23 protein-coding genes and 1 tRNA gene are annotated in these 25,739 nt (G+C 69.7%); 21 read left to right on the top strand and 3 right to left on the bottom strand.

What is annotated here, in order from left to right:
• Positions 1–8 precede the first annotated feature (8 nt).
• The 16 genes from fmt to pyk all read left to right on the top strand — a co-directional run bounded on the left by fmt (position 9) and on the right by pyk (position 17,539).
• Positions 9–932 (top strand): methionyl-tRNA formyltransferase, encoded by a 924-nt coding sequence (fmt, locus tag ACK5IN_RS09005; RefSeq protein WP_416895853.1) that lies wholly within the window; start codon positions 9–11, stop codon positions 930–932.
• 5 nt (positions 933–937) lie between these two features.
• Entirely contained in the window at positions 938–2,311 is a 1,374-nt protein-coding gene (locus ACK5IN_RS09000) for an RsmB/NOP family class I SAM-dependent RNA methyltransferase (RefSeq protein WP_416895860.1), read from the top strand.
• Positions 2,308–2,979 carry a ribulose-phosphate 3-epimerase gene (gene rpe / locus ACK5IN_RS08995; RefSeq protein ID WP_416895852.1) on the top strand — a complete coding sequence of 224 codons (672 nt, stop codon included), beginning with the start codon at positions 2,308–2,310 and terminating at the stop codon, positions 2,977–2,979. Before ACK5IN_RS09000 ends, rpe begins: the two co-directional genes overlap by 4 nt.
• Positions 2,980–2,988: 9 nt before the next feature.
• The gene (locus tag ACK5IN_RS08990; RefSeq protein WP_416895851.1) at positions 2,989–3,252 is read left to right on the top strand and encodes a phosphoribosyl-ATP diphosphatase; all 264 of its coding nucleotides are present in this window, start codon (positions 2,989–2,991) and stop codon (positions 3,250–3,252) included.
• Positions 3,253–3,292: 40 nt separating this feature from the next.
• On the top strand, positions 3,293–4,135 hold the full coding sequence (hisG, locus tag ACK5IN_RS08985) for an ATP phosphoribosyltransferase (protein ID WP_416895850.1): 843 nt from the start codon (positions 3,293–3,295) through the stop codon (positions 4,133–4,135).
• Positions 4,135–4,896, top strand: coding sequence for an imidazole glycerol phosphate synthase subunit HisF (hisF, locus tag ACK5IN_RS08980; RefSeq protein WP_416895849.1), 762 nt, complete (start codon positions 4,135–4,137; stop codon positions 4,894–4,896). Before hisG ends, hisF begins: the two co-directional genes overlap by 1 nt.
• Entirely contained in the window at positions 4,893–5,243 is a 351-nt protein-coding gene (gene hisI / locus ACK5IN_RS08975) for a phosphoribosyl-AMP cyclohydrolase (protein WP_416895848.1), read from the top strand. Before hisF ends, hisI begins: the two co-directional genes overlap by 4 nt.
• Positions 5,240–5,827: a Trp biosynthesis-associated membrane protein gene (locus ACK5IN_RS08970; protein WP_416895847.1), complete on the top strand. Its 588-nt coding sequence runs from the start codon at positions 5,240–5,242 to the stop codon at positions 5,825–5,827. The genes hisI and ACK5IN_RS08970 overlap by 4 nt, the downstream gene beginning before the upstream one ends.
• 72 nt (positions 5,828–5,899) lie before the next feature.
• On the top strand, positions 5,900–6,130 hold the full coding sequence (locus ACK5IN_RS08965; protein ID WP_416895846.1) for a DUF6704 family protein: 231 nt from the start codon (positions 5,900–5,902) through the stop codon (positions 6,128–6,130).
• Between the two features lies 1 nt (position 6,131).
• Positions 6,132–6,911 carry an indole-3-glycerol phosphate synthase TrpC gene (trpC, locus tag ACK5IN_RS08960; protein ID WP_416895845.1) on the top strand — a complete coding sequence of 260 codons (780 nt, stop codon included), beginning with the start codon at positions 6,132–6,134 and terminating at the stop codon, positions 6,909–6,911.
• A complete protein-coding gene (gene trpB / locus ACK5IN_RS08955) occupies positions 6,908–8,116 on the top strand; it encodes a tryptophan synthase subunit beta (RefSeq protein WP_416895844.1) in 1,209 nt (402 codons plus the stop codon). The genes trpC and trpB overlap by 4 nt, the downstream gene beginning before the upstream one ends.
• On the top strand, positions 8,113–8,895 hold the full coding sequence (gene trpA, locus ACK5IN_RS08950; protein ID WP_416895843.1) for a tryptophan synthase subunit alpha: 783 nt from the start codon (positions 8,113–8,115) through the stop codon (positions 8,893–8,895). The genes trpB and trpA overlap by 4 nt, the downstream gene beginning before the upstream one ends.
• Positions 8,896–8,949: 54 nt before the next feature.
• Positions 8,950–9,948, top strand: a complete 999-nt coding sequence (gene lgt, locus ACK5IN_RS08945) for a prolipoprotein diacylglyceryl transferase (protein ID WP_416895842.1) — start codon at positions 8,950–8,952, stop codon at positions 9,946–9,948.
• A gap of 54 nt (positions 9,949–10,002) precedes the next feature.
• A complete protein-coding gene (gene gltB, locus ACK5IN_RS08940) occupies positions 10,003–14,574 on the top strand; it encodes a glutamate synthase large subunit (RefSeq protein ID WP_416895841.1) in 4,572 nt (1,523 codons plus the stop codon).
• Positions 14,567–16,033 carry a glutamate synthase subunit beta gene (locus tag ACK5IN_RS08935; protein ID WP_416895840.1) on the top strand — a complete coding sequence of 489 codons (1,467 nt, stop codon included), beginning with the start codon at positions 14,567–14,569 and terminating at the stop codon, positions 16,031–16,033. Before gltB ends, ACK5IN_RS08935 begins: the two co-directional genes overlap by 8 nt.
• A 57-nt stretch (positions 16,034–16,090) precedes the next feature.
• The gene (pyk, locus tag ACK5IN_RS08930) at positions 16,091–17,539 is read left to right on the top strand and encodes a pyruvate kinase (RefSeq protein WP_416895839.1); all 1,449 of its coding nucleotides are present in this window, start codon (positions 16,091–16,093) and stop codon (positions 17,537–17,539) included.
• A gap of 48 nt (positions 17,540–17,587) precedes the next feature.
• On the opposite strand, the gene ACK5IN_RS08925 is transcribed toward pyk, so the two are convergent.
• Positions 17,588–17,670 (bottom strand) — tRNA-Leu (locus ACK5IN_RS08925).
• Between the two features lie 53 nt (positions 17,671–17,723).
• On the opposite strand from ACK5IN_RS08925, the gene ACK5IN_RS08920 reads away from it, so the two are divergent.
• Positions 17,724–18,344 carry an ANTAR domain-containing response regulator gene (locus ACK5IN_RS08920; RefSeq protein WP_416895838.1) on the top strand — a complete coding sequence of 207 codons (621 nt, stop codon included), beginning with the start codon at positions 17,724–17,726 and terminating at the stop codon, positions 18,342–18,344.
• A gap of 2 nt (positions 18,345–18,346) precedes the next feature.
• On the opposite strand, the gene ACK5IN_RS08915 is transcribed toward ACK5IN_RS08920, so the two are convergent.
• Positions 18,347–18,775 (bottom strand): hotdog fold thioesterase, encoded by a 429-nt coding sequence (locus tag ACK5IN_RS08915; protein WP_416895837.1) that lies wholly within the window; start codon positions 18,773–18,775, stop codon positions 18,347–18,349.
• Positions 18,776–18,833: 58 nt separating this feature from the next.
• Here ACK5IN_RS08915 and polA point away from each other — a divergent pair, with 58 nt between their 5' ends.
• From polA to ACK5IN_RS08895, 4 genes are all read left to right on the top strand, one after another.
• Positions 18,834–21,482, top strand: coding sequence for a DNA polymerase I (gene polA / locus ACK5IN_RS08910; protein ID WP_416895836.1), 2,649 nt, complete (start codon positions 18,834–18,836; stop codon positions 21,480–21,482).
• 20 nt (positions 21,483–21,502) lie between these two features.
• The gene (locus ACK5IN_RS08905) at positions 21,503–23,182 is read left to right on the top strand and encodes a DUF885 domain-containing protein (protein ID WP_416895835.1); all 1,680 of its coding nucleotides are present in this window, start codon (positions 21,503–21,505) and stop codon (positions 23,180–23,182) included.
• Between the two features lie 130 nt (positions 23,183–23,312).
• Positions 23,313–24,359 (top strand): LLM class flavin-dependent oxidoreductase, encoded by a 1,047-nt coding sequence (locus ACK5IN_RS08900; protein ID WP_416895834.1) that lies wholly within the window; start codon positions 23,313–23,315, stop codon positions 24,357–24,359.
• 10 nt (positions 24,360–24,369) lie between these two features.
• Positions 24,370–25,131: an SGNH/GDSL hydrolase family protein gene (locus ACK5IN_RS08895; protein WP_416895833.1), complete on the top strand. Its 762-nt coding sequence runs from the start codon at positions 24,370–24,372 to the stop codon at positions 25,129–25,131.
• Here the strand turns inward: ACK5IN_RS08895 and ACK5IN_RS08890 are convergent.
• Positions 25,128–25,739 (bottom strand): PKD domain-containing protein (locus tag ACK5IN_RS08890; RefSeq protein ID WP_416895832.1); only part of this gene is annotated, 612 nt, incomplete at its 5' end. The genes ACK5IN_RS08895 and ACK5IN_RS08890 overlap by 4 nt on opposite strands.

The raw sequence follows: 25,739 nt of genomic DNA, 5'->3' as shown, positions 1-25,739 counted from the left end.
TGATCGCCGTGAGACTCGTGTTCGCCGGAACACCCGACGCGGCGGTTCCCTCCCTGCGCCTGCTCGCGCAGGAGGGGCACGACATCGCGCTCGTGGTGACGCGCCCCGATGCGCCGCTCGGGCGAAAGCGGGTGCTGACCCCGTCGCCGGTCGGTCGGGCGGCAGAAGAACTCGGCCTGCCCGTGCTGAAGGCGGCACGGCTCGACGATGCGGCGACTGCAGCGATCATGCAGACGGCTCCCGACCTCGGCGTCATCGTCGCCTACGGCGGTCTCGTCCGTGAGCCGCTGCTGTCAACTCCCGCGCACGGCTGGATCAACCTGCACTTCTCGCTGCTGCCCCGCTGGCGCGGCGCGGCACCGGTGCAGCGGGCGATCATCGCCGGTGACCGGCAGACGGGAACCGCCGTGTTCCAGCTCGTCGCCGGCCTCGACGCCGGTGCGGTGTTCGCGCAGTCGGCGCACGACATCCCGCCGGAGGCGACGGCCGGGACGCTGCTCGAGGAGCTCGCCGGATCGGGTGCACGCCAGCTGAGCGGGGTCGTCGCCGACATCGCGTCCGGCCGCGCACGCGCGCACCCGCAGTCCGGTGAGCCGACCTACGCCCCCAAACTGACGCTCGACGATGCACGGCTGCGCTGGACCGGCCCCGCGGATGCCGTGCTGGCGAGGCTGCGCGGGGTGACCCCGGAGCCGGGGGCGTTCACCACCCTCGACGGTGCGCGCGTCAAGGTGCTGCGCGCCCGACACGCCGAGAGGGACGGCCCGGCGCTTGCGCCCGGCGAGCTCGTCTCGGTCGGCCGCGACGTGCTCGTCGGCACCGGAACGACTCCACTCGTACTCGAGACGGTGCAGCCGGCGGGCAAGGGGGCGATGGCCGCCGCCGACTGGCGCCGCGGCCTGCGCGCCGACATCGTGCGGGTGGGCACGTGAGGGGCGTGCAGCCGGCCCGCCGCGTGGCGTACGAGACGCTGCGCGCCGTGCACGACTCCGACGCGTACGCCAACCTGCTGCTGCCGCGCAGCATCGGTCGTGCCGGCCTCGGCGAGGCCGACGCGGCCCTCGCCACCGAGCTCGCGTACGGCACTCTGCGCCGCCAGGGCACCTACGATGCCGTGATCGCCGTGGCCGCCGACCGCGATCCGGCGCGCATCGACCCGGCGGTGCTCGACGCACTGCGGCTCGGAGCGCATCAGATCCTCTCCACCCGCGTGGCATCCCACGCCGCGGTCAACGAGTCCGTCGAGCTGGTGCGTCTGCACGCCGGCCGCGGCGCGACGGGGTTCGCCAACGCGGTGCTGCGCCGTATCGCGCGCGACACTCCAGGAGAGTGGATGTCGCTGCTCGATGAGCGCGCCCGGTCGGACGACGAGCGGCTCGGGCTCCGGCACGCGCACCCCGTCTGGGTGCTGCGCGCTCTCCGACGCGCCCTGGCCGCCGAGGGCCGGGGCGACGAGCTGGACGCACTTCTGGAAGCCGACAACCGTGCTCCTGCCGTGACCTTCGCAGCGCTGCCCGTGCTCGGCACACACCCCGTGGATGCCGCGCCCACCGCCTTCTCGCCCCTCGGCTTCCGTCTCGGCGGGGGATACCCCGAACAGGTGATCGCCGCGTCGGGCGGTGCCGTCCGCGTGCAGGACGAGGGGTCGCAGCTGGCCGCACTCGCGCTCACCCGGTTCGCGCCGGTGCGCCCGGGGGAGCGGTGGCTCGACCTGTGCGCCGGCCCCGGAGGAAAGACCGCCGTGCTCGCCGCCGAGGCCCTCGCCGGCGGTGCCGCGCTGGAGGCGAACGAGCCGGTGCCGGCGCGCGCCGCGCTCGTGCGCGACTCGATCGCCAGCGTGCCCCTGGAGGTGCCCGTGTCCGAAGAGGACGGGCGTACGCGCACCGCGAACGGCCCGGGCGGGTACGACCGCATCCTGGTGGACGCACCCTGCACGGGCCTCGGCGCCCTGCGCCGCAGGCCCGAGGCCCGCTGGCGCAAGCAGCCGTCCGACATCCCCGAGCTGGCCACGCTCCAGGCGCAGCTGCTCGACGCCGCGATCGGGGCGCTGGCGCCGGGCGGTGTCGTCGCGTACGTCACCTGCTCGCCGCACCTCGCAGAGACCGCCGCGATCGTCGCCGACGCCCGTCGCCGTTGGGGGAGCGGCATCGAGGAGCTCGACGCGCGGAGCGTGCTGCAGGGCCTTGCGCAGCATCCACTCGACCTGCCCGCCCCGGCCGACGGCTCGGGGCGTGCCCAGCTGTGGCCGCACCGTCACGGCACCGACGCCATGTCGATCTCGCTGCTGCGACGCGTCGACCCGGCAGAATGAGTTCCGTGCCCCGCATCAATCCGAGCATCCTCGCCGCCGACTTCGTCAACATGCAGGCCGAGCTGGCACGCATCGCCGCCGCCGACTTCGTGCACGTGGACGTCATGGACAACCACTTCGTGCCCAACCTGACCTTCGGACCGCAGATGGTCGAACGCATCCAGGCGACCAGTCCCGTGCCGCTGGACGTGCACCTCATGATCGACGACCCCGACCGGTGGGCGCCCGGGTACGCCGAGCTGGGCGCGGCATCCGTCACGTTCCATCTGGAGGCCGCGCGCGAGCCGCTCTCCCTCGCCCGGCGCCTGCGCGACATCGGCGCCCGCGCGGGGGTGGCGGTCAAACCCGCAACCCCCGTCGACGCACTCTTCGAGCTGCTCGACGAGTTCGATCAGATCCTCGTGATGACCGTGGAGCCGGGGTTCGGCGGGCAGGGCTTCATGCCCGAGACGATGCCCAAGCTGCGCCGGCTCGCCGAAGAGGCACGACGCCGCGACGCACAGGTGTGGCTGCAGGTCGACGGCGGCATCTCGGAGTCGACCATCGCCCAGGCCGCCGAAGCCGGTGCCGACACCTTCGTCGCCGGCTCCGCGGTGTTCGGCAACGACGACCCCGATGCCGCCATCTCGGCCCTGCGCGAGATCGCCGCCGCCCACGCGCACCGGTAGCCTGGCAGCGTGAAGACTTTCGACGAGCTGTTCGCCGAGCTGCAGCGCAAGGCTGTCGAGCGCCCGGCGGGGTCGGGCACCGTGGCGCAGCTGGATGCCGGGGTGCACACGATCGGGAAGAAGATCGTCGAAGAGGCCGCCGAGGTATGGATGGCCGCCGAGCACGAGTCCACCGACGCCGCCGCCGAGGAGATCTCGCAGCTGCTGTATCACCTGCAGGTGCTCATGCTCGCGAAAGGACTCGCCCTGGAGGACGTGTACCGACATCTGTGAGCCCTGCCCACGACCCGGACACGAACCAGAAAGCATACCCATGTTGCGAATCGCAGTGCCCAACAAGGGCTCGCTCGCCGAGACCGCCGCCGAGATGCTCGCCGAGGCCGGGTACACCGGCAGACGCGACCCCAAGGACCTGCACGTCATCGACCCGGCCAACGACGTCGAGTTCTTCTACCTGCGCCCCAAGGACATCGCCACCTACGTCGGCTCGGGCGCACTGCACGTGGGCATCACCGGCCGCGACCTGCTCAGGGACGCGCGGATGCCGGGGGCGCACGAGGTCGAGGCGCTCGGCTTCGGCGCATCCACCTTCCGGTTCGCGGGCCCGCCCGGCCGGTTCGCCTCGTTGAGCGACCTCGACGGCACGCGCGTGGCCACCGCCTACCCGGGGCTGGTCGACGCGTATCTCGACGAGCACGGTGTCGCCGTCGACCTCGTGCCGCTCGACGGCGCGGTCGAGTCGGCGATCCAGCTCGGTGTCGCCGATGCGATCGCCGATGTGGTCTCAACGGGCACGACGCTGCGCCAGGCCGGCCTGGAGATCTTCGGCCCGGTGCTGCTCGAGTCCGAGGCCGTGGTCGTGAGCGCCCCGGACGAGGCGCCGGGGTTCGACACGCTCCTGCGCCGCCTGCGCGGGGTCATGGTCGCGCGCCGCTATGTGCTGGTCGACTACGACCTGCCCGCGCGCCTCGTCGATGCGGCTGCGAAGATCGCACCCGGCATCGAGTCGCCGACGGTGTCGCCACTGCGCGACCCCGAGTGGGTCGCGGTGCGGGTGCAGGTGCCGCGGTCCGCGGTCAACCGCATCATGGACGACCTCTACGCGCTCGGCGCCCGTGCGATCCTGGTCACCGCGATCCACAACGCGAGGCTGTGATGTCGCTCTCGTGCCGCGTCATCCCCTGCCTCGACGTGACCGACGGTCGGGTCGTCAAGGGCGTGAACTTCGAGAACCTGCGCGATATGGGCGACCCGGTGGAACTGGCGCAGCTCTACTACGCCCAGGGTGCGGACGAGATCACCTTCCTCGACGTGACGGCGACCGTCGACGAGCGAGCCACCATGTACGACGTCGTGCGGCGCACGGCAGAAGAGGTCTTCATCCCGCTCACCGTGGGCGGCGGTGTGCGATCGGTCGACGACGTGTCCCGCCTGCTGGCCGTCGGCGCCGACAAGATCGGTGTCAACTCGGCGGCCATCGCCCGTCCCGCCCTGATCGACGAGATCGCCGACCGCTTCGGCGCCCAGGTGCTGGTGCTCTCGCTCGACGTCACCCGCGCGCAGGCGACGCCGTCCGGGTTCGTCGTCACCACGCACGGCGGCCGCACCGAGACGATGCTCGACGCGCTGGAATGGGCTCGTGAGGCGATCGAGCGCGGCGCGGGGGAGCTGCTCGTCAACTCGATCGACGCCGACGGCACCAAAGCCGGCTTCGATCTCGAGCTCATCGGGCTGATGCGCGAGGTCTCGAGCGTCCCGGTGATCGCCTCCGGCGGTGCCGGCGACGTCGATGACTTCGCGCCGGCGGTCCGCGCCGGTGCCGACGCCGTGCTCGCGGCATCCGTCTTCCACTCCGGCCAGCTCAGCGTCGCCGACGTCAAACGGGCGCTGTCGGCCGAGGGGGTGATCGTCCGATGACCGACGACAACCGCATCGACCGCGTCGTGTTCGACGATCGCGGACTCGCGCCCGCCATCATCCAGCAGTACGACACCGGTGAGGTGCTCATGCTCGCGTGGATGGATGCCGAGGCCCTGCGCCGCACGCTGACCACTGGGCGTGTGACGTTCTGGTCGCGTTCTCGACAGGAGTACTGGCGCAAGGGCGACACGTCCGGCCACGTGCAGCACGTGCGCGGCGCGCGGCTGGACTGCGACGGCGACGCGCTGCTCATCCAGGTCGATCAGGTGGGCCCCGCCTGCCACACCGGCACACGCACGTGCTTCGACGCCGCCGACCTGCACCCCGTGACGGAGGCGGGATGATCCGGCGCGCCCGGCTGATCTGCATCCTGGCGGTGCTGCTCGCCGGGGCGCTCGGCGTGATCTCGTCCACCCAGACCTGGCTCGTCGTCACCCTGGCCGCCGGCGGCGACGCATTGACCGTGCCGGGCGCCGACGCCCTTCCCGTGCTCGCGCCCCTCTCGCTCGCCGTGCTGGCGCTGGGCGCCGCGCTGTCGCTGGCCGGGAGGGTGCTGCGCTATGTGCTGGGCGCTCTCACCGTGGCCGCGGCGGTCACCCTGCTGTGGCTCACCGTCCCGATCGCTGTCCAGCTGCCCGTCAGCGCCGTCGCCTCGACCGTGACCACCCACACCGGCATCGCGGGTGTCGAATCTGTGTCGCAGCTGGTGGCGACGATCACGGCGACCGCCTGGCCGGCGATCGCGGTCGTGCTGTGGGTCGTGCTGCTGCTCGCCGGCACGGCGACGCTCGCCACCGCCCACGGCTGGCGGCGCACCGGGCGCCGGTTCAGCGCCTCGGGCGAGCACGCCGCCGCGGCGGCCGACACACCGCTGGATGCGGTCGACTCGTGGGACGACCTCTCCCGTGGCGACGATCCCACACGCTGACGCCGCGCCGCAGCCGCGCACGGGAACCCCGCTAGACTGAGGGGTGTCCGCGCACTCCCGGAGGAATCACCCATGACGAACCCCATCGCCGATCCCGGTCACGGTAACTCGCCCGCCGCCTGGACGGCTGTGATCATCATGCTCGCGGCGTTCGTCACCGGCGCGGTGGCGTTCTACTTCGACGTGGTGTGGCTCGTGTGGGCGTCGGCGGGTCTGCTCGTGGCGGGCGCCATCGTGGGCTGGATCATGGCGAAGGCCGGCTACGGCGTGGCCGGCCCCAAGTACCAGGCCAAGGGGCACTGACGTGCTCGCCGACCTCACGGCCGGCGCGGTACAGGATGCAGAGCTGCGGGCGCAGTCCCGCCCACTCGCAGACGTCGAGCGCGACGCGCTCGCCCGACCGGCCGCGATCGACGCGCTGGCCGCGCTGCAGCCCTCCGCACAGGTCAAGATCATCGCCGAGGTCAAGCGCGCGAGCCCTTCGCGCGGTGACCTGGCCCGCATCCCCGACCCGGCACGTCAGGCCCGCCTCTACGAGGAGGGCGGCGCGTCGGCGATCAGCGTCCTGACCGAAGAGCGGCGTTTCAAGGGCAGCCTGGCCGACCTCGAGGCCGTGCGCGGGGCCGTGCGACTGCCGGTGCTGCGCAAGGACTTCATCGCGACGCCGTACCAGGTGCTCGAGGCCCGCGCGGCCGGCGCCGACCTGGTGCTGCTCATCGTGGCCGGCCTCGACGTGCCGCGCCTGACCGAGCTGCACCGCCTGGTGCTCGAGTTGGGCATGACGCCTCTGGTCGAGACGCACTCCGCAGCAGAGCTCGACGTCGCCCTCGAGCTGGGCGCGCAGCTGGTCGGCGTCAACGCCCGCGACCTGAAGACCTTCGAGCTCGATCGCGACCTGTTCGGGCGGCTCGCGCCGTCGATCCCGCCCGGCGTCGTCAAGATCGCCGAGTCGGCGGTGCTCGAGCCGGCAGACGTGGCACACTACCGCACCGCGGGCGCCGATGTCGTTCTCGTCGGCGAGGCGCTGGTGACCGGCGATCCGGTGGCCACTCTGCGATCGTTCCTGGAGGGGGATGCCACGTGAGCCTGCGCGATGCGGCCGGGCCGTTCTTCGGCGAGTTCGGCGGCCGGTTCATGCCCGAATCGCTCATCGCCGCGATCGACGAGCTCACCGAGGTCTACGAGTCGGCGAACGCAGACCCCGCTTTCCAGGAGGAGTTCCTCGCCCTGCTGCGCGACTACGCCGGGCGCCCGTCCGCCCTGACCGAAGTCCCCCGCTTCGCGGAACACGCGGGCGGAGCGCGCGTGTTCCTCAAGCGCGAGGATCTCAACCACACCGGCTCGCACAAGATCAACAACGTGATCGGCCAGGCGCTGCTGACCAAGCGCCTCGGCAAGACGCGCGTGATCGCCGAGACCGGCGCGGGCCAGCACGGCGTGGCCACGGCCACCGCGGCGGCCCTGTTCGGCTTCGACTGCACGATCTACATGGGCGAGGTCGACACCGAGCGGCAGGCGCTCAACGTCGCACGCATGCGTCTGCTGGGCGCCGAGGTGATCCCCGTCACGACGGGATCGCGCACGTTGAAGGACGCGATCAACGAGGCGTACCGCGACTGGGTCGCCAGCGTCGAGACGACCAACTACATCTTCGGCACGGCGGCGGGGCCGCATCCCTTCCCCGCCATGGTGCGCGACTTCCAGAAGGTCATCGGCGACGAGGCCCGCGCCGAGCTGCTCGAGCGGATCGGGCGCCTGCCCGATGCCGTCGTCGCCTGCGTCGGCGGCGGGTCGAACGCGATCGGGATGTTCGACGCGTTCCTCGACGACGAAGGCGTGCGCCTGTATGGCGTGGAGGCCGCCGGTGACGGTGTGGACACGCCTCGGCATGCGGCGTCGATCGAGCGCGGCCGGGTGGGCGTGCTGCACGGGGCGAAGACGTACGTCCTGCAGGACGAGGACGGCCAGACCGTCGAGTCGCACTCCATCTCAGCCGGTCTCGACTACCCGGGCGTCGGTCCCGAGCACTCGTGGCTGGCCGACATCGGGCGCGCCGAGTACATCCCCGCCACCGACTCCGAGGCCATGGACGCACTGCGCCTGCTGTCTCGCACCGAGGGCATCATCCCCGCGATCGAGTCGGCGCATGCTCTCGCCGGGGCGCTCCGCATCGGCCGCGAGCTCGGCCCCGACGCACTCATCGCTGTGAGCCTGTCGGGTCGCGGCGACAAGGACATGGACACCGCAGCCCACTGGTTCGGGCTCTACGACGAGGGGGCGAAGGAATGAGCCGCGTCGCCGCCGCCATCGACCGCGCGCACGGCGAGGGCCGCGGTGCCTTCGTCGGATACCTGCCGATCGGGTTCCCCGATCTGCGCACGAGCATCGAGGCGGCCGTGACGCTCGCCGAGAACGGCGCCGACGTGCTCGAGCTCGGTCCGCCGTACAGCGATCCGGTGATGGACGGCCCGGTCATCCAGGAGGCGACCCAGCTGGCTCTGGCCCGCGGCTTCCGCCTGCGCGACACGTTCACCGCCGTGCGCGAGATCACCAGCCGCGTCGATGTGCCGGTGCTCGTCATGTCGTACTGGAACCCCGTGTTCCAGTACGGCGTCGATCGCTACGCCGACGACCTGCTCGCCGCCGGGGGAGCGGGTCTGATCACCCCCGACATCACGCCCGAGGCGGCCGGCGACTGGATCGCCGCCAGCCGGCGCACGGGGCTCGATCGGGTGTTCCTGGCCGCCCCCACGTCGAGTGACGAGCGCCTGGACCTGGTGGTCGAGAACTCCACGGGCTTCGTCTACACCGTCTCGACCATGGGGATCACGGGGGAGCGGGCAGAGCTGGATGCCGCGGCCCGCACGCTCGTGGAACGTCTGCGGGCGCACGGCGCAGAGCGCGCGTGCGTCGGCATCGGCATCTCGAACGCCGAGCAGGTGACGGGCGTGCTCGAGTACGCCGACGGCGTGATCGTGGGCACGGCGCTCGTGCGCGCGCTGCGCGACGGCGGGACCGAGCAACTGGCCGCCGTCACCCGCGAACTGGTCTCCGGCCGCGCTGGGTAGACTTCCAAGGTCGGCGCGATCGCCGATGGCCCCCACAGCAAGGACGATCCTCCCATGCTCCACGCCGCTGCCAGTGTCCTGGCCAGCATCCCCAGCCCGTCGATCAGCGAGTTCCACATCGGCTCGTTCCCTGTGCGCATCTACGCTCTGTGCATCATCGCCGGCATCATCGCGGCCGTTCTGATCACGAACTCCCGGCTGACCAGACGCGGTGCCGAGCCGTGGGTCGTCGTCGACATCGGGCTGCTCGCCGTTCCGCTGGCCATCATCGGTGCGCGCATCTTCCACGTTGCCACCCACCCGGGCTTCTACTTCGGCCCGGGCTCGAACCCGTGGAACCCCTTCGAACCGGGCTCGGTATGGGCGATCTGGGAGGGTGGCATCGCCATCTACGGATCGCTCATCGGCGGCGCCATCGGGGCGTGGCTGGGATGCCGATGGACCGGCATCCGCTTCTCCGCCTTCGCCGACGCGCTAGCACCCGGCCTGCTTCTCGCCCAGGCAATGGGCCGCTTCGGCAACTGGTTCAACCAGGAGCTGTTCGGCCTGCCCACCGATCTGCCGTGGGGTCTGGAGATCAACCCCGACAACCCGGCGTTCCCGCCCGGACTGCCCGCCGACACGCTCTTCCACCCCACCTTTCTCTACGAGGTGATCTGGAACACGCTGGGCGCGTTCGTGCTGCTGTGGCTGGGCAGCCGATTCACGCTGCAGTGGGGCCGCCTGTTCGCCGTGTACCTCATCTGGTACAGCGCCGGTCGCATCGTCTGGGAGTCGATCCGCATCGATCCGAGCGAGGTTTTCTTCGGCCTTCGCTCGAACGTATGGGCCGCCATCATCGGCGTCGTGCTGGGCATCGTGATCCTCATCGTGCAGAAGCGTCGGCACACCGGCCTCGAGCCGTCGCCGTACGTGCCGGGTCGCGAATGGAAGCCCAAGGTCTCGGACGCTGTACAATCGCAGGACACCGATGACTTCGTCGATGTGAGCGAGCCGCCCGCAGCCGAGGTCGGTGCCGCAGACTCCGCCACAAGCGCGGTCACCGCGAAGTAACTCCCACGGGCCGACGTCGTCCCAGCTGATGCACTCCACGTGAGGACGGTACGCATGGCATCGAGCCCCCACGACCCTTTCGGCGGCTTCCCCGCTGCGCAGGGCATGTACGACCCTGCCTTCGAGAAGGATGCCTGTGGCCTCGCCATGGTGGCGACGCTGCGCGGCACACCGGGGCACGACATCATCGACCTCGCTCTCACGGCGCTGCGCAACCTCGAGCACCGCGGCGCGATCGGCTCCGACGCCGGAACCGGCGACGGAGCCGGCATCCTGACGCAGATGCCCGATGTCTTCTTCCGCGAGGTCGTCGACTTCGCGCTGCCGCCGGTCGGCGAGTACGCCGCAGGTCTGGCCTTCCTGCCCCGTGACGCCGATGCGCGCTCGGCGCTGAAGTCGGCCATCGCGAGCCTTGCCGCCGACGAGGGGCTCGAGGTGCTCGGCTGGCGCACGGTGCCCACCGCCGGCGCCGAGCTCGGCAAGCTCGCCTACGACGCCCGCCCGGCGTTCGAGCAGCTGTTCCTGTCGCGCCCCGCGATCGGCGGCGCCCCGGCCATGTCCGGCCTCGACCTCGATCGGCGCGCCTACCGGCTGCGCAAACGTGCCCAGCACGAGTTGAGCGCGTATTTCGTCTCCCTGTCGTGCCGCACCATCGGCTACAAGGGCATGGTCACGACCCTGCAGCTCGAGCCGTTCTACCCCGACCTGTCGGACGAGCGCTTCGCCTCCGAGCTCGCCGTGGTGCACTCGCGCTACTCCACCAACACCTTCCCGTCGTGGCCCCTCGCCCAGCCGCTGCGCATGCTTGCGCACAACGGCGAGATCAACACGGTGCGCGGCAACCGCAACTGGATGCGCGCACGGCAGTCGCAGCTCGCGTCGGAGGTGCTGGGAGACATCCGCCCCCTCCTGCCCATCTGCACGCCGGGCGCAAGCGACTCGGCCGCGTTCGACGAAGTGCTCGAACTGCTCACCCTCACCGGCCGCAGCCTGCCGCACGCGATCATGATGATGGTGCCCGAGGCGTACGAGAAGCAGAGCGACCTGGATCCGCAGCTGCGGGCGTTCTACGACTACCACTCCCTGCAGATGGAGCCGTGGGACGGCCCGGCCGCGCTCATCTTCACCGACGGCACTCTCGTCGGCGCCACTCTCGACCGCAACGGCCTGCGCCCCGGCCGCTGGACCGAGACCACCGACGGGCTCGTCGTCATCGGCAGCGAGACCGGGGTGCTTGAGTTCGCCCCCGAACGCATCAAGCGCCGCGGCCGCCTGCAGCCGGGGCGCATGTTCCTGGTCGACACGGCGCAGCGGCGCATCGTGGAGGACGAGGAGATCAAGGCGCAGTTGGCGGCGCTCGAGCCGTGGGACCTATGGCTTCGTCAGCGGCTGCAGCTGAGCGAGCTGCCTGAGCGCGAGCACATCGTGCACCCCGTCGCGTCGATCACCCGCCGCCAGCGCACCTTCGGCTACACCGAGGAGGAAGTGCGCATTCTGCTCACGCCCATGGGGCAGCACGGGGTCGAGCCGCTGGGCGCCATGGGCACCGACACCCCCATCGCCGCGCTCAGCGAGCGGCCGCGACTGCTGTTCGACTACTTCACGCAGCAGTTCGCGCAGGTCACGAACCCGCCACTGGACTCGATCCGCGAAGAGGTTGTGACGAGCCTGCGCGCGGGCATCGGTCGGGAGCCCAACCTGCTGGCGTGGGGGCCGGATCACGCGCGTCAGGTCACCCTCGACTTCCCGGTGCTCGACAACGACGAGCTGGCGAAGATCCAGAACATCCATCGCACGATGCCCGGACGCACCGCGGTCACCCTGCGCGGGCTCTACCACTTCGACGCCGGTCCCGGCAGCCTGAAGGAGCGCCTCGACGAGCTCTGCGCCGAGGCGGATGCCGCGATCGCCGACGGCGCCGAGTTCCTCATCCTGTCGGATCGCGACTCGAACAAGGACCTCGTGCCGATCCCGTCGCTGCTGCTCGTGTCGGCGGTGCACCACCACCTGATCCGCAACGAGACGCGCATGAAGGTCGGCCTGGTGGTCGAAGCCGGCGACGTCCGTGAGGTGCACCACGTGGCGACACTGCTCGGCTACGGCGCCTCGGCGATCAATCCGTACCTGGCGATGGAGACCGTCGAGCACCTCGTGCGCGCGGGTCACATCACCGGGATCACCGCCGACACAGCCGTGCGCAACCTGCTGTACGCGCTCGGCAAGGGCGTGCTGAAGATCATGTCGAAGATGGGCATCTCGACCGTCGCGTCGTACACCGGCGCGCAGACGTTCGAGGCGATCGGACTCAGCCAAGAGGTCATCGATGCGTACTTCACGGGCACGGAGTCGAAGCTCGGCGGGATCGGTATCGAGCAGATCGCCGCAGAGAACCAGGCCCGCCACGACTTCGCCTACCCCGAGGACGCGGCGGCCCGCGCGTACGAGCGGCTGTGGACGGGGGGCGAGTACCAGTGGCGACGGGATGCCACGCCGCACCTGTTCAACCCCGACACCGTGTTCCGACTGCAGCACTCGACGCGCACACGCCGGTACGACATCTTCCAGCAGTACACGAAGCTCGTGGACGACCAGTCGGCAGAGCTCAAGACCCTGCGCGGCATGTTCCGTCTGCGCGAGGGGGTACGGCCCCCGGTGCCGCTCGACGAGGTCGAGCCCGTCTCGGCCATCATCACGCGCTTCTCGACGGGCGCGATGAGCTACGGCTCGATCTCGCAGGAGGCCCACGAGACGCTCGCGATCGCGATGAACCGGCTGGGCGGCAAGTCGAACACCGGCGAGGGCGGTGAAGACGTCGAGCGGCTGCTCGACCCCGAGCGGCGCAGCGCCATCAAGCAGGTCGCCTCCGGCCGCTTCGGCGTCACGAGCATGTACCTGACCGAGGCGGACGACCTGCAGATCAAGCTCGCTCAAGGCGCCAAACCCGGCGAGGGCGGGCAGCTTCCCCCGGCCAAGGTGTATCCCAGGGTCGCGCGTACGCGTGGCGACACCGCGGGCGTCGGCCTGATCTCGCCGCCGCCGCACCACGACATCTACTCGATCGAGGACCTCAAACAACTCATCTTCGACCTCAAGCACGCCAATCCCTCCGCCCGGATCCACGTCAAGCTGGTCAGCCAGTCCGGGATCGGCGCAGTCGCCGCGGGCACGGCCAAGGCGCTGGCCGACGTCATCCTGGTCTCGGGGCACGACGGCGGCACGGGGGCGAGTCCGCTGAACTCGCTCAAGCACGCGGGCACGCCGTGGGAGCTGGGGCTCGCCGAGACGCAGCAGACCCTCATGCTCAACGGTATGCGCGATCGCGTGGTCGTGCAGGTCGACGGCCAGTTGAAGACAGGGCGCGACGTGATCATCGGCGCCCTGCTGGGTGCCGAGGAGTTCGGCTTCGCCACCGCACCGCTGGTCGTGTCGGGCTGCATCATGATGCGGGTCTGTCACCTCGACACGTGCCCGGTCGGAGTCGCCACCCAGAACCCTGTCCTGCGGAAACGGTTCAGCGGGAAGCCCGAGTTCGTCGTCAACTTCATGGAGTTCATTGCCGAGGAGGTACGCGAGCACCTGGCAGCGCTCGGATTCCGCTCGCTCGACGAGGCGATCGGGCACACCGAGCTGATCGACGTGAACCCCGCCGTCGAGCACTTCAAGGCCGCGGGTCTCGATCTTGCCCCCGTGCTGCGCGGCCCGGCGTTCAGCGACGCCGAGCCGCGCCGCAACGGCCGCGCGCAGGACCACGAGCTCGACAGTCACTTCGATGTGGCCCTGATCGAACGGGCCCGTGACGTGCTCGATGGCACCTCCTCCCAGGTCGAGGTCGACCGCCCGATCCGCAACACCGAACGAGCTGTGGGGACCATGCTCGGCCACCACGTCACGCGCCTGCACGGGCCACAGGGGCTGCCGAGCGGGTCGATCACCGTGAACCTCACCGGCTCGGCGGGTCAGTCGTTCGGTGCGTTCCTGCCCGCAGGTATCACTCTGCGACTGGAGGGCGACTCGAACGACTACGTGGGCAAGGGCCTATCGGGCGGCGAGATCATCGTGCGCCCACCTCGCAGCGCGACCTTCGACGCGGCGGCCAACGTCATCGCCGGCAACGTGATCGGGTATGGCGCCACGCAGGGCACGATGTTCCTCAACGGTGTCGTGGGCGAGCGCTTCCTCGTGCGCAACTCCGGTGCGACCGCGGTCGTCGAAGGCGTCGGCGACCATGCGCTCGAGTACATGACCGGCGGGCTCGCCGTGATTCTCGGTCGCACCGGCCGCAACCTCGGTGCGGGGATGTCGGGCGGCGTCGCCTACATCCGCGACCTCGACCGCGACCTGGTCAACCGCGAGGCCCTCGCCCTCGGCGAGCTGGAGCTGCAGCCGCTGGGCTCGGGCGACGTGGCCATGCTGCGCGACCTGCTCGAGCAGCACACCGTGCGCACCGGCTCGCGCCGCGCACGCGACATCCTCGACGACTTCGAGAGCGAGATCGACCGGTTCGTCCGCATTGTTCCCCGCGACTACGCCGCCGTGCTGCAGACACGCCAGGCGGCGATCGCCGAGGGACTCGACCCCGACGGCGACGTGGTGTGGACCCGCATCCTGGAGGTGACCGGTGGCTGACCCGAAGGGCTTCCTCGCACACACCGAGCGCGAACTGCCCGCGCGTCGGCCCGTGGCGGTGCGCATCCTCGACTTCAGAGAGGTCTACGAGCCCGGCGACGGTGCGGTGCTGCGCCGCCAGGCGAGCCGGTGCATGGACTGCGGCGTGCCGTTCTGCCATCAGGGCTGCCCCCTGGGCAATCTCATCCCCGAGTGGAACGATCTGACCTGGCGCGGTGAGGGCAGGGCGGCGTTCGAGCGACTGCATGCCACAAACAACTTCCCGGAGCTCACCGGCCGGCTCTGCCCAGCGCCGTGCGAGAGCGCATGCGTGCTCGGCGTCAACCAGCCTGCGGTGACGATCAAGCAGATCGAGGTGTCGATCGCCGACGAGGCGTTCGCCAACGGCTGGGTCGAGCCCGAGCCGCCGGAACGACTGACCGGCAAGACCGTCGCCGTCGTCGGCTCGGGACCAGCTGGGCTGGCCGCCGCCCAGCAGCTCACCCGCGCCGGTCACACCGTGGCGGTGTTCGAGCGCGATGACCGCATCGGCGGCCTGCTGCGGTACGGCATCCCCGACTTCAAACTCGAGAAGCGGCACCTCGAAGCGCGACTGCGCCAGATGCAGGGCGAAGGCACCCGCTTCCGCGCCGGCATCGAGATCGGGCGCGACATCACGTGGAGCGACCTGCGTGACCGTTACGACGCTGTGGTGATCGCGACGGGCGCCACGGTGCCGCGCGACCTGCCCATCCCGGGGCGCGACGCCGCCGGCGTGCACTTTGCGATGGAGTACCTCGTCGAGTCGAACCGTGCCGTCGCCGGTGACCAGGTGCCGAACCAGATCAGCGCCGAAGGCAAGCACGTCGTCGTCATCGGCGGCGGCGACACGGGCGCCGACTGCATCGGCACCGCCCACCGTCAGGGCGCCCTCAGCGTGACCAATCTGGCCATCGGAGCCCGCCCGCCCGAGTCCCGCCCCGAGCATCAGCCGTGGCCTATGTCTCCGACGATCTTCGAGGTGCAGTCCGCGCATGAAGAGGGCGGTGAACGCGCGTACCTCGCCTCCACCGTCGAGTTCGTCTCGAACGACGCCGGTGAGGTCCGCGCGCTGCGAGTGGCAGAGACCGAGTTCGTCGACGGTCGCCGTGTTCCCAAGGCCGGCACCGAGCGCGAGATCCCGGCCGACCTCGTGCTCATCGCCATGGGCTTCACCGGCCCCGAGAGCACGTCGCTGACGCAGCAGCTCGGCGCCCGCTTCACCGATCGCGGCGCCCTGGCCCGGGACCGGGGCTTCGGCACCGACACGCCCGGCGTGTTCGTGGCCGGCGATGCCGGGCGCGGACAGTCGCTGATCGTGTGGGCCATCGCCGAGGGTCGCGCCGCCGCGGCGCGCGCCGACGAGTACCTCATGGGCACCACTCTGCTGCCGTGCCCGGTGCACGCCGACGATGTCGCCCTCGGGTTGCAGCCCGCGTAGGCTGGCGGCAACGCTTTCCCCTCACCCGAATGCAAGAACACCCGGAGTGCAGAACCGATGAGACGCGCCAAGATCGTGGCCACCCTCGGACCGGCGACTTCCCGCTATGAGATGATCCGCGCGATCATCGAGGCCGGTGTCGACGTGGCTCGATTCAACCTCAGTCACGGCGACTATGCCGTGCACGAGAAGAACTTCGCGAACGTGCGGCGTGCCGCAGAGGACGTCGGCCGCGCGGTCGCCGTCCTCGTCGATCTGCAGGGTCCGAAGATCCGGCTCGGGCGTTTCGCCGATGGCCCGCACGAGCTCGAGGTCGGCGATATCTTCAAGATCACCGTCGACGACATCCCCGGAACGAAGCAGATCTGCTCCACGACGTTCAAGGGCCTGCCGGCCGACGTCACGCCGGGCGACTTCCTGCTCATCGACGACGGCAAGGTGCGCGTCAAGGTCCTCGAGACCGACGGCACCGTTGTGACGACCGAAGTCGTCGTCGGTGGACCGGTCTCGAACAACAAGGGCATCAACCTGCCGGGTGTGGCCGTGAACGTGCCCGCCCTGTCCGAGAAGGACGAGGCCGATCTGCGGTGGGGTCTGCGCATCGGCGCCGATCTCATCGCCCTGTCGTTCGTGCGGGATGCCTCCGACGTCGAGCGCGTGCACGAGATCATGACGGAGGAGGGGCGACGCATCCCCATCATCGCCAAGATCGAGAAACCGCAGGCCGTCGACAACCTCGAGGAGATCATCGACGCGTTCGACGGCATCATGGTCGCGCGCGGCGACCTCGGCGTGGAACTGCCGCTGGAGGCCGTGCCGATCGTGCAGAAGCACGCCGTCGAGCTGTGCCGCCGGATGGCCAAGCCCGTGATCGTGGCTACGCAGATGCTGGAGTCGATGATCGGCAGCCCCGTGCCGACACGGGCCGAGACGAGCGATGTCGCCAACGCCGTGCTCGACGGCGCCGACGCGGTGATGCTGTCGGGAGAGACGAGCGTCGGGGAGTACCCCGTGGTCGTCGTCGAGACCATGGTCCGCATCATCGCCTCCACCGAGGACCACGGTCTCGAGCGCATCGTGCCGATCACGACCCGGCCCAGGACCCAGGGCGGCATCATCACGCTGGCCGCCCTCGAGGTCGCGGAGTTCGTCGAGGCAAAGTACATCTGCATCTTCACCGAGTCCGGTGACACCGCACGCCGCATGTCTCGGCTGCGCCCGGGGATCCCGATGATCGGCTTCACACCCGACCCGGCGATCCGTCGCCGGATGGCGCTGACGTGGGGCATCCAGTCGACCCTGGTCGAGCACGTCCCGCACACCGATCGCATGTACCTCCAGGTCGACGACCACCTGCTGCCGAACGAGCTCGCCGCCGTCGGCGACAAGGTCGTCGTCATCTCGGGCTCGCCTCCCGGGATCATCGGGTCGACCAACGACATCCGCATCCACAAGGTCGGTGATGCCGTGCACGGCAAGGCGCCCATCTACAAGTCGGGCCAGTAGAAGCGGAGCCGGAGAGGGATGCCGCGCGCGGCATCCCTCTCCGCTCGGTGCCGGTGGTGGGAGTCGAACCCACACGCCCTCGCGGGCAACCGAGTTTGAGTCGGTCGCGTCTGCCATTCCGCCACACCGGCCGACACTCGACGATACCGCAGGGGAGCGCCCTGGCTGTCGCTAGGATGGAACGGTGACTGAGCAGGATCAGAACGAGAACCCCGCAGCATCCGCCCCCCGACGCGTCGTCGTGGCAGAGGACGAATCGCTGATCCGGCTCGACATCGTCGAGATCCTCCGAGACAACGGCTTCGACGTCGTCGGCGAGGCTGGGGACGGCGAGACTGCGGTGCAGCTGGCCACCGAGCTGCGACCCGACCTCGTCATCATGGACGTGAAGATGCCGCAGCTGGACGGCATCTCGGCCGCCGAGAAGCTCAGCAAGAACCACATCGCGCCCGTCGTGCTGCTGACCGCGTTCAGCCAGAAGGAGCTCGTCGAGCGGGCGAGCGAGGCTGGCGCCTTGGCGTACGTCGTCAAGCCGTTCACACCCAACGACCTGCTGCCGGCGATCGAGATCGCGCTCGCGCGGCACGAGCAGATCATCACGCTCGAGGCCGAGGTCAGCGACATGGTCGAGCGCTTCGAGACCCGCAAGCTCGTCGATCGCGCGAAGGGCCTGCTCAACGAGAAGATGGGTCTCACCGAACCCGAGGCCTTCCGGTGGATCCAGAAGGCGTCGATGGACCGCCGACTCACGATGCAGGACGTCGCCAAGGCGATCATCGAGCAGCTGGCGCCCAAGAAGGACTGACATCACGCCGGCGCGTCGACGATCCTGTTCGTGATGCGCACGGTCGAGCAGCGGCGGCCGTCGTCATCGGTCAGCACGACCTCGTGCACCGTCATCGACCTCCCCAGGTGAATCGGTGTGCACACACCGGTGACGTAGCCAGACGTGACCGAACGCGTATGTGTCGCGTTGACGTCGACTCCGACGGCGAGCCGGCCGGGCCCGGCCGTGAAATTCGCGTGCATCGAGCCGAGCGACTCGCCCAGCACGACATGGGCGCCGCCGTGGAACAGGCCGACCGGCTGTGTGTTGCCGGCCACCGGCATCCGTGCTGCTGCGCGCTCGTGGGTGAGCTCGATCCATTCGAAGCCCATCTTCTCCGCGAGGGCACCGCCGCCGAGGCGACGAGCCCACTCGATTCCCTCGGACGTCGCAGCAGCGCTGTCGGCCATGTCCCACCCTCAGTCGTCGGCGGCAGAGAACGTCGGCACCCCTGGTTAGGCTGATGAGGTGACCGACTCCGAGAAGCCTACCCTCCTGGTCGTCGACGGACACTCCCTGGCCTACCGTGCGTTCTACGCGCTGCCGGTGGAGAACTTCTCGACGAAGGACGGCCAGCACACCAACGGCATCTATGGGTTCCTGGCGATGCTGGTGAACCTCGTCAAGGCCGAACGACCCACCCACCTCGCGGTCGCGTTCGACACGTCGCGGCACTCGTTCCGCACCGACGTGTACCCCGAGTACAAAGCGAATCGCACCGAGACCCCGGCACCGTTCCAAGGGCAGATCCCGCTACTGCAGGAGTGCCTGGCGGCCATGAGTATCCCCGTGCTGCAGAAGACCGAGATCGAGGCCGACGACATCCTCGCGACGCTTGCGACACGCGGCGCCGCCGAGGGCTTCCACGTGCTGGTGTGCTCCGGCGACCGCGACACCATCCAGCTCGTGGGCGACGACATCACGCTGCTCTACCCGAACGTGCAGGGTGTGTCGCAGCTCAAGCGCTACGACCGCCAGGCGGTCATCGACAAGTACGGTGTGCCGCCCGAGCAGTACCCCGATATCGCGGCGCTGGTGGGGGAGACGAGCGACAACCTGCCGGGCGTGCCCAAGGTCGGCGAGAAGACCGCCGTGAAGTGGCTGACGAGGTTCGGCTCGCTCGACGAGCTGCTCGCACGTGCCGACGAGGTGACCGGCGTCGTGGGCGGAAACCTGCGCGAGCACCTCGACGACGTGAAGCGCAATCGCTCGCTCAACCGGCTGCTCACCGATGTCGAGCTTCCGGTCGGGCCGGCCGATCTGGCGGTGCAGCCGATCGACGCGCAGGCCGTGCGCGACATCTTCGCCCGGCTCGAGTTCCGCACGCTGCTGCCGCGGGTGTTCGAGATGGCGGGTGCCGCACTCGCCGACGCCGATGACACCGCGCGTACCGCCGCGACGACCGCCCCCGAGCCCGCGCAGGTCGACGCCGACGCGCTCACAGGATGGCTCGACGCGGCCGACGGCGCACCCCTCGCCCTGGTGGTCGAGACGACAGGCAACCTTCCCGCCCGCGTGGGGATCGCGAGCGATGCCGAGGCGGTCGAGTTCGACTGGACGGCGGATGCTGTCGCCTCGGCCTTCGGCGAATGGCTCGCCGCCGACGCCCCGAAGGTGCTGCACGACGCGAAGCCGCAGGTCAAGGCGCTGCGCCGTGCACAGGTGGGCCTCGGCGGGCTGTCGTTCGACACGCTGCTCGCCGGGTGGCTGCTGCGCCCGAGCCTGCCCGACAAGACCCTCGCCGACCTCGTCGACCGGTACCTCGGCGAGAAGCTGCCCGAGGCCGACCCGGCCCAACTCGTCCCCGAGACCGAGGGCGCGACGCCGGGCCAGCGCGCGTGGTACGTGCTGCGCCTCGCCGAGGCGTTGCGCGGCGAGCTTCCCGACGGCGTGGCGGCGGTGCTCACAGACATCGAGCTGCCGACCCTGTCGACGCTGGCCGACATGGAGCTGGCCGGGGTCGCCGTGTCGCACGAGAAGCTGTCGGGCTTCTCCGCTGAACTGGCTGCCCGCGCCGACGGCATCGCGCAGGACGCGTATGCGACGATCGGCCGCGAGGTGAACCTGGGTTCGCCGAAGCAGCTGCAGGAGGTGCTCTTCGAGGACCTGCAGCTGCCCAAGACCCGCAAGACGAAGACCGGGTACTCGACGGATGCCGCGGTGCTCGCCGATCTGCAGGAGAGCAATCCGCACCCGTTCCTGAACCTGCTGCTCGAGCATCGCGAGGCCACGAAACTGCGCCAGATCATCGAGTCGCTCGACGGCTCGATCGCCGCCGACGGGCGCATCCACACCACCTACGTGCAGACCGGCAGCCAGACCGGCCGGCTGTCGAGCACGGATCCGAACCTGCAGAACATCCCGGTGCGCACCGAGGAGAGCCGTCGCATCCGATCGGCCTTCGAGGTGGGCGCGGGCTACGAGACGCTGCTGACAGCGGACTACTCCCAGATCGAGATGCGCATCATGGCGCACCTGTCTGAGGACCCCGGTCTGATCGAGGCGTTCAACTCGGGGGAGGACACGCACCGCTTCGTCGGCGCGCGCGTGTTCGGTGTGGCCCCCGAGGATGTGGATGCGAACATGCGCACCAAGGTCAAGGCCATGTCGTACGGCCTCGTCTACGGACTCAGTGCTTTCGGGCTGTCGAAACAGCTGCGCATCGAGCAGTCCGAGGCCAAACAGCTGATGACCGAGTACTTTCTGCGCTTCGGCGCCGTGCGCGACTATCTGCGCTCCTCGGTCGAGCAGGCACGCATCGACGGATACACGGAGACGATCTTCGGCCGCCGCCGACCGTTCCCCGACCTCAGCAGCCCCAACCGCGTGCTGCGCGAGAATGCGGAGCGCGCAGCCCTCAACGCGCCGATCCAAGGCAGCGCGGCAGACATCATGAAGATCGCGTTGTTCCGCATCCACGAGGCGCTGCGCGCACAGGGCCTGGGTTCGCGGGTGCTGCTGCAGATCCACGACGAGCTGGTCGTGGAGGTCGCTGCGGGCGAGTGGGATGCGACCGAGCAGATCGTGCGTACCGAGATGGCCGGGGCGACCACACTGACGGTACCTCTGGACGTGCAGATCGGGCGCGGCACCGACTGGAACCAGGCCGGGCACTGACCGGTGATGAGGCTCGAGGCATGACAGATTCTCCGCGCACTCCTTCCGCGATCGACACCCTCGCCGAAGAGTGGGTCGACACGGTCGCCGAGCTCTCACCCGTCGCCGGCACCTACATCGGCCGTGACGAATACAACGACCGCTACGGCGACTACTCGCCCGATGGGGCGGCCGACGCCGCTGCGAAGGCACGAGCGACACTCACCGCGCTGAACGCCCTCGAGCCGCTCGACGACGTCGATGTCGTCACCAAGGACGCACTCGGTCGTGATCTCGAGCTCACGCTCGCGGTGCACGACGCCCGGTGGCACCTGCGCGATCTGAACGTGATCGCCTCGGCGCCGCAAGACATCCGGGCGGTGTACGACCTCATGCCGACCGAGTCCGCCGACGACTGGACCGTCATCGCGACCCGTATGGGCGCGATCCCGTCCGCCATCGCCGGGTACATCTCCACATTGCGCGCCGGCATCGCCGAGGGCGTGGTGCCCGCGCGGCGACAGGTCGCAGAGGTCGCGACCCAAGTCTTGCGCTACACCGGCGACACCGGCTTCTTCGCCGCGTTCGTCGCAGGGGCGGCCACCCGCGACGGCGGTGAGCTGCCGGCATCCCTCACCCGTGATCTCGCCTCGGCCTCGGGCGCCGCCCGCGAGGCCTACGATACGCTGGCCGAGTTTCTCCGCACCGAGCTGGCACCGGTCGCGGGGGAGAAGGACGCGGTGGGGCGCGAGCTGTACGCGCTGCAGTCGCAGCGCTTCCTCGGCGCGAAGATCGACCTCGACGAGACCTACGAGTGGGGTATCGGCGAGCTCGCCCGCATGGTCGCCGAGCAGGAGGCGATTGCCGAAGAGATCGAGCCCGGGGCCTCGGTCGAAGAGGCCGTGGTATCGCTCGAGGCCGATGCGTCGTCACGCCTGCACGGCACCGACGCACTGCAGGAGTGGATGCAGCGCGTGAGCAACCAGGCGGTCGAGGAACTCGGCCGCACACACTTCGACATCCCCGAGCCGGTGCGTCGCCTGGAGTGCATGATCGCCCCCACCCAGGAGGGCGGCATCTACTACACCGGCCCGACCGACGACTTCTCGCGCCCCGGCCGCATGTGGTGGTCGGTACCCGAAGGCGTGGAGGACTTCGACACGTGGCGCGAGCTGACCACCGTGTACCACGAGGGCGTTCCGGGCCACCACCTGCAGATCGGGCAGGCCGTGTACAACCGCGCCGAGCTCAATGCGTGGCGTCGCCTGCTGTCGGGGTCGTCCGGGCACGCCGAGGGCTGGGCACTGTATGCCGAGCGGTTGATGGACGAGCTCGGCTACCTGTCGACGCCGGCCGACCGTCTGGGCATGCTCGACGGGCAGCGCATGCGCGCCGCCCGTGTCGTGCTCGACATCGGCGTGCACCTCGGCAAGCCCCGCCTGGACGGAGACGGTGTCTGGGATGCCGACAACGCCCTCGAGTTCATGTCGCGCAACGTCAACATGCCCGACGAGTTCGTGCGCTTCGAGGTCAACCGGTACCTGGGCTGGCCGGGTCAGGCGCCCTCATACAAGGTCGGTCAGCGCATCTGGGAGCAGATCCGCGACGAGTACAAGGCGCGCAAGGGCGACGCATTCGACATCAAACAGTTCCACAAGAAGGCGCTCGACCTCGGCGGCGTCGGGCTCGACACGCTGCGCATGGCGGTCGGCCGGCTCTGATCAGCCGTTGCGCGGCCCGTCGCCTCGCCGCAGCACCGCCATGGGCGCCATGGCTACGCCGCGATCCTCGTGTCGGGAATGTGCGCGTGGCATCCACTGTTCTGTCTCTGGGGACTGATAGGAGCCATAGATGACCTCGCCCGAGAAGCTGCAGTTCGGTCTCGACACCTTCGGTGACGTGACAGTGGATGCCACCGGCCACCCCGTCTCGCAGGCGCAGACGATTCGCGATGTCGTCGCGCAGGCCGAGCTCGCCGACGAGGTCGGGCTGGACGCCTTCAGCGTGGGGGAGCATCACCGCAAGGACTTCTCGATCTCGAGCCCCGATATCGTTCTGGCCGCCGCGGCGTCACGCACCGAACGCCTGCGTCTGGGCACCGCGGTGACGGTACTCTCCTCAGACGACCCGGTGCGTGTGTACGAGCGCTTTGCGACGCTGGATGCGGTGTCGAACGGCCGGGCCGAGATCACGCTGGGCCGCGGCTCGTTCATCGAGTCTTTCCCGCTGTTCGGCTTCGATCTCAGCGACTACGAGGTGCTCTTCGAGGAGAAGCTCGAGCTGTTCCGCATGCTCACGGAAGAGAAGCCGGTCACCTGGAGCGGTGCCACGCGCGCCGCGCTCGAGAACGCCAACGTGTATCCCAAGACCGAGAACGGCTTTCCCGTGTGGGTGGGCGTCGGCGGCAGTCCCGAGTCGGTCGTGCGTGCAGCTCGGCACGGGTTCGGTCTGATGCTGGCGATCATCGGCGGATCGGCGGCCCGCTTCCGGCCGTTCGTCGATCTGTTTCACCGATCACTCGAGACGTTCGAGCAGCCGGCACGACCTGTCGGCGTGCACTCGCAGGGTCATATCGCCGAGACCGACCAGCAGGCGTGGGACGAGCTGTACCCCGCGATGGAGGTCAGCCGCAACACGATCGGTGCTGAGCGCGGCTGGCCGCCGTTCAGTCGCATGCAGTTCCAGCAGGACGTCGGCCCCGACGGCGCGACCTACGCCGGGTCGCCCGAGACGGTCGCGCGCAAGATCGCCGCGACGATCGTCGCACTCGATCTCGATCGTTTCGACCTCAAGTACGCCAACGGCGCCATGCCTCACGAGCAGCTGATGCGGTCGATCGAACTGTTCGGCACGCGGGTGGTGCCGCGGGTGCGCGAACTTCTGGCGACGGGTTCATAGGCTGGGGTTCGTGACCTCCGTTCGCTTCGTCGCCATCGGCGACTCCTTCAGCGAGGGCGTCGGCGACGAGCTGCCCGACGGCCGCGCACGCGGGTGGGCCGATCTCGTGGCTCAGGGGTGGGCGGATGCCGCGGGCGAGCCGATCGAGTATGCCAACGTCGCGATCCGCGGAAAGCTGATCTGGCCCATCGTCGAACAGCAGCTCGAACCCGCACTGGCCTTGAAGCCGACGCACCTGTCGTTCAACGGCGGCGGTAACGACATGCTGAGACCCCGCACGTCCGTGCAGTCCGTCGCCGACGCGTTCTCGCTCGTGCTCAAGCGCTGCGATCAGGAGGGTGTTCGCCTGATCCTGCTGTCAGGGGCGAACCCGTCGGGTCAGCTGCCGATGGGGCGCCTGATCCAACGACGCGGCGACCTCCTGTCCGATGCCGTCGTCGCGCGCGTCGCCGACCGCCCCGATGTCGTGCGTGCCCTGAACTGGCCCGACCGCGAGCTGAGCAGTCCGACGTACTGGTCGGACGACCGCCTGCACATGAACAGTCGCGGGCACCATCGCGTGGCCGCGCGTGTACTCAGCGCACTGGATCTCGACGTGCCGGCGGAGTGGTGGTCGCTTCCCGAGCTCCCCGCCTCCCAGCGGCGACGCGGCATCGGCTACTACCGCGAGCATGTCGGCCCCTGGGTGCGCCGGCGCCTGACCGGAACGTCGTCGGGGGACGGCCGCGTGCCCAAGCATGCCGAGTGGGTGACGGTCGCACCGGGTGCTTAGCAGCCGACCCCGTTCGGGTCTTCGATGCAGTTGCGGTCCACCAGGGCGGTGTGCGCTTCGACGATGCGAACCTCGTAGCCGGCGGGTGTGGACGCCACCTGACCGGTCACCGGGATACGGACCGAGCCCCACTGCACGGTCGCGTCGAACAGCGTCGCGACGGTCACCGTGTACGTACCGCGTGCGCGGTACACGTGGCTGGTCGCCGTGGGCGTGAACTGTGCCTGCCCGAGGCTCGACCACGATGCCCCTCCGGTGGTCGTCGTCTGACTCGTCCCGTCACCGTAGTCGAACCGGTACGCCGCAGGAGTGAACCGCACCGAGACGTCTCTGCCGAACAGAGAGCCGTGCACATCGTGCTCGGTCGAGCCCGCGATGACGTTCGTCGGCGCGCCCACGAGTCCCACTCCGTCGGGCTCACCGCCCAGGCTCGGCATCGCCGGCACAAAGCTCGCAAGATCACTCGCCGACACGGTCGGGATCGCCTCACCCTCACCCTCCACCGGCGCACACAGATACGGCTGCGTCGGATCGTCGAAGCAGTCATCAGACCAGTACTGGCTCGGCGACGGAGACGGCGCCGGAAGAGGTGCGGCCCTACCACCGTT

This window comes from Microbacterium sp. (genome assembly GCF_047971895.1).
In the GTDB taxonomy this organism is placed as follows: Bacteria; Actinomycetota; Actinomycetes; order Actinomycetales; family Microbacteriaceae; genus Microbacterium.
This window is presented reverse-complemented; position numbering and strand designations above follow the sequence as displayed.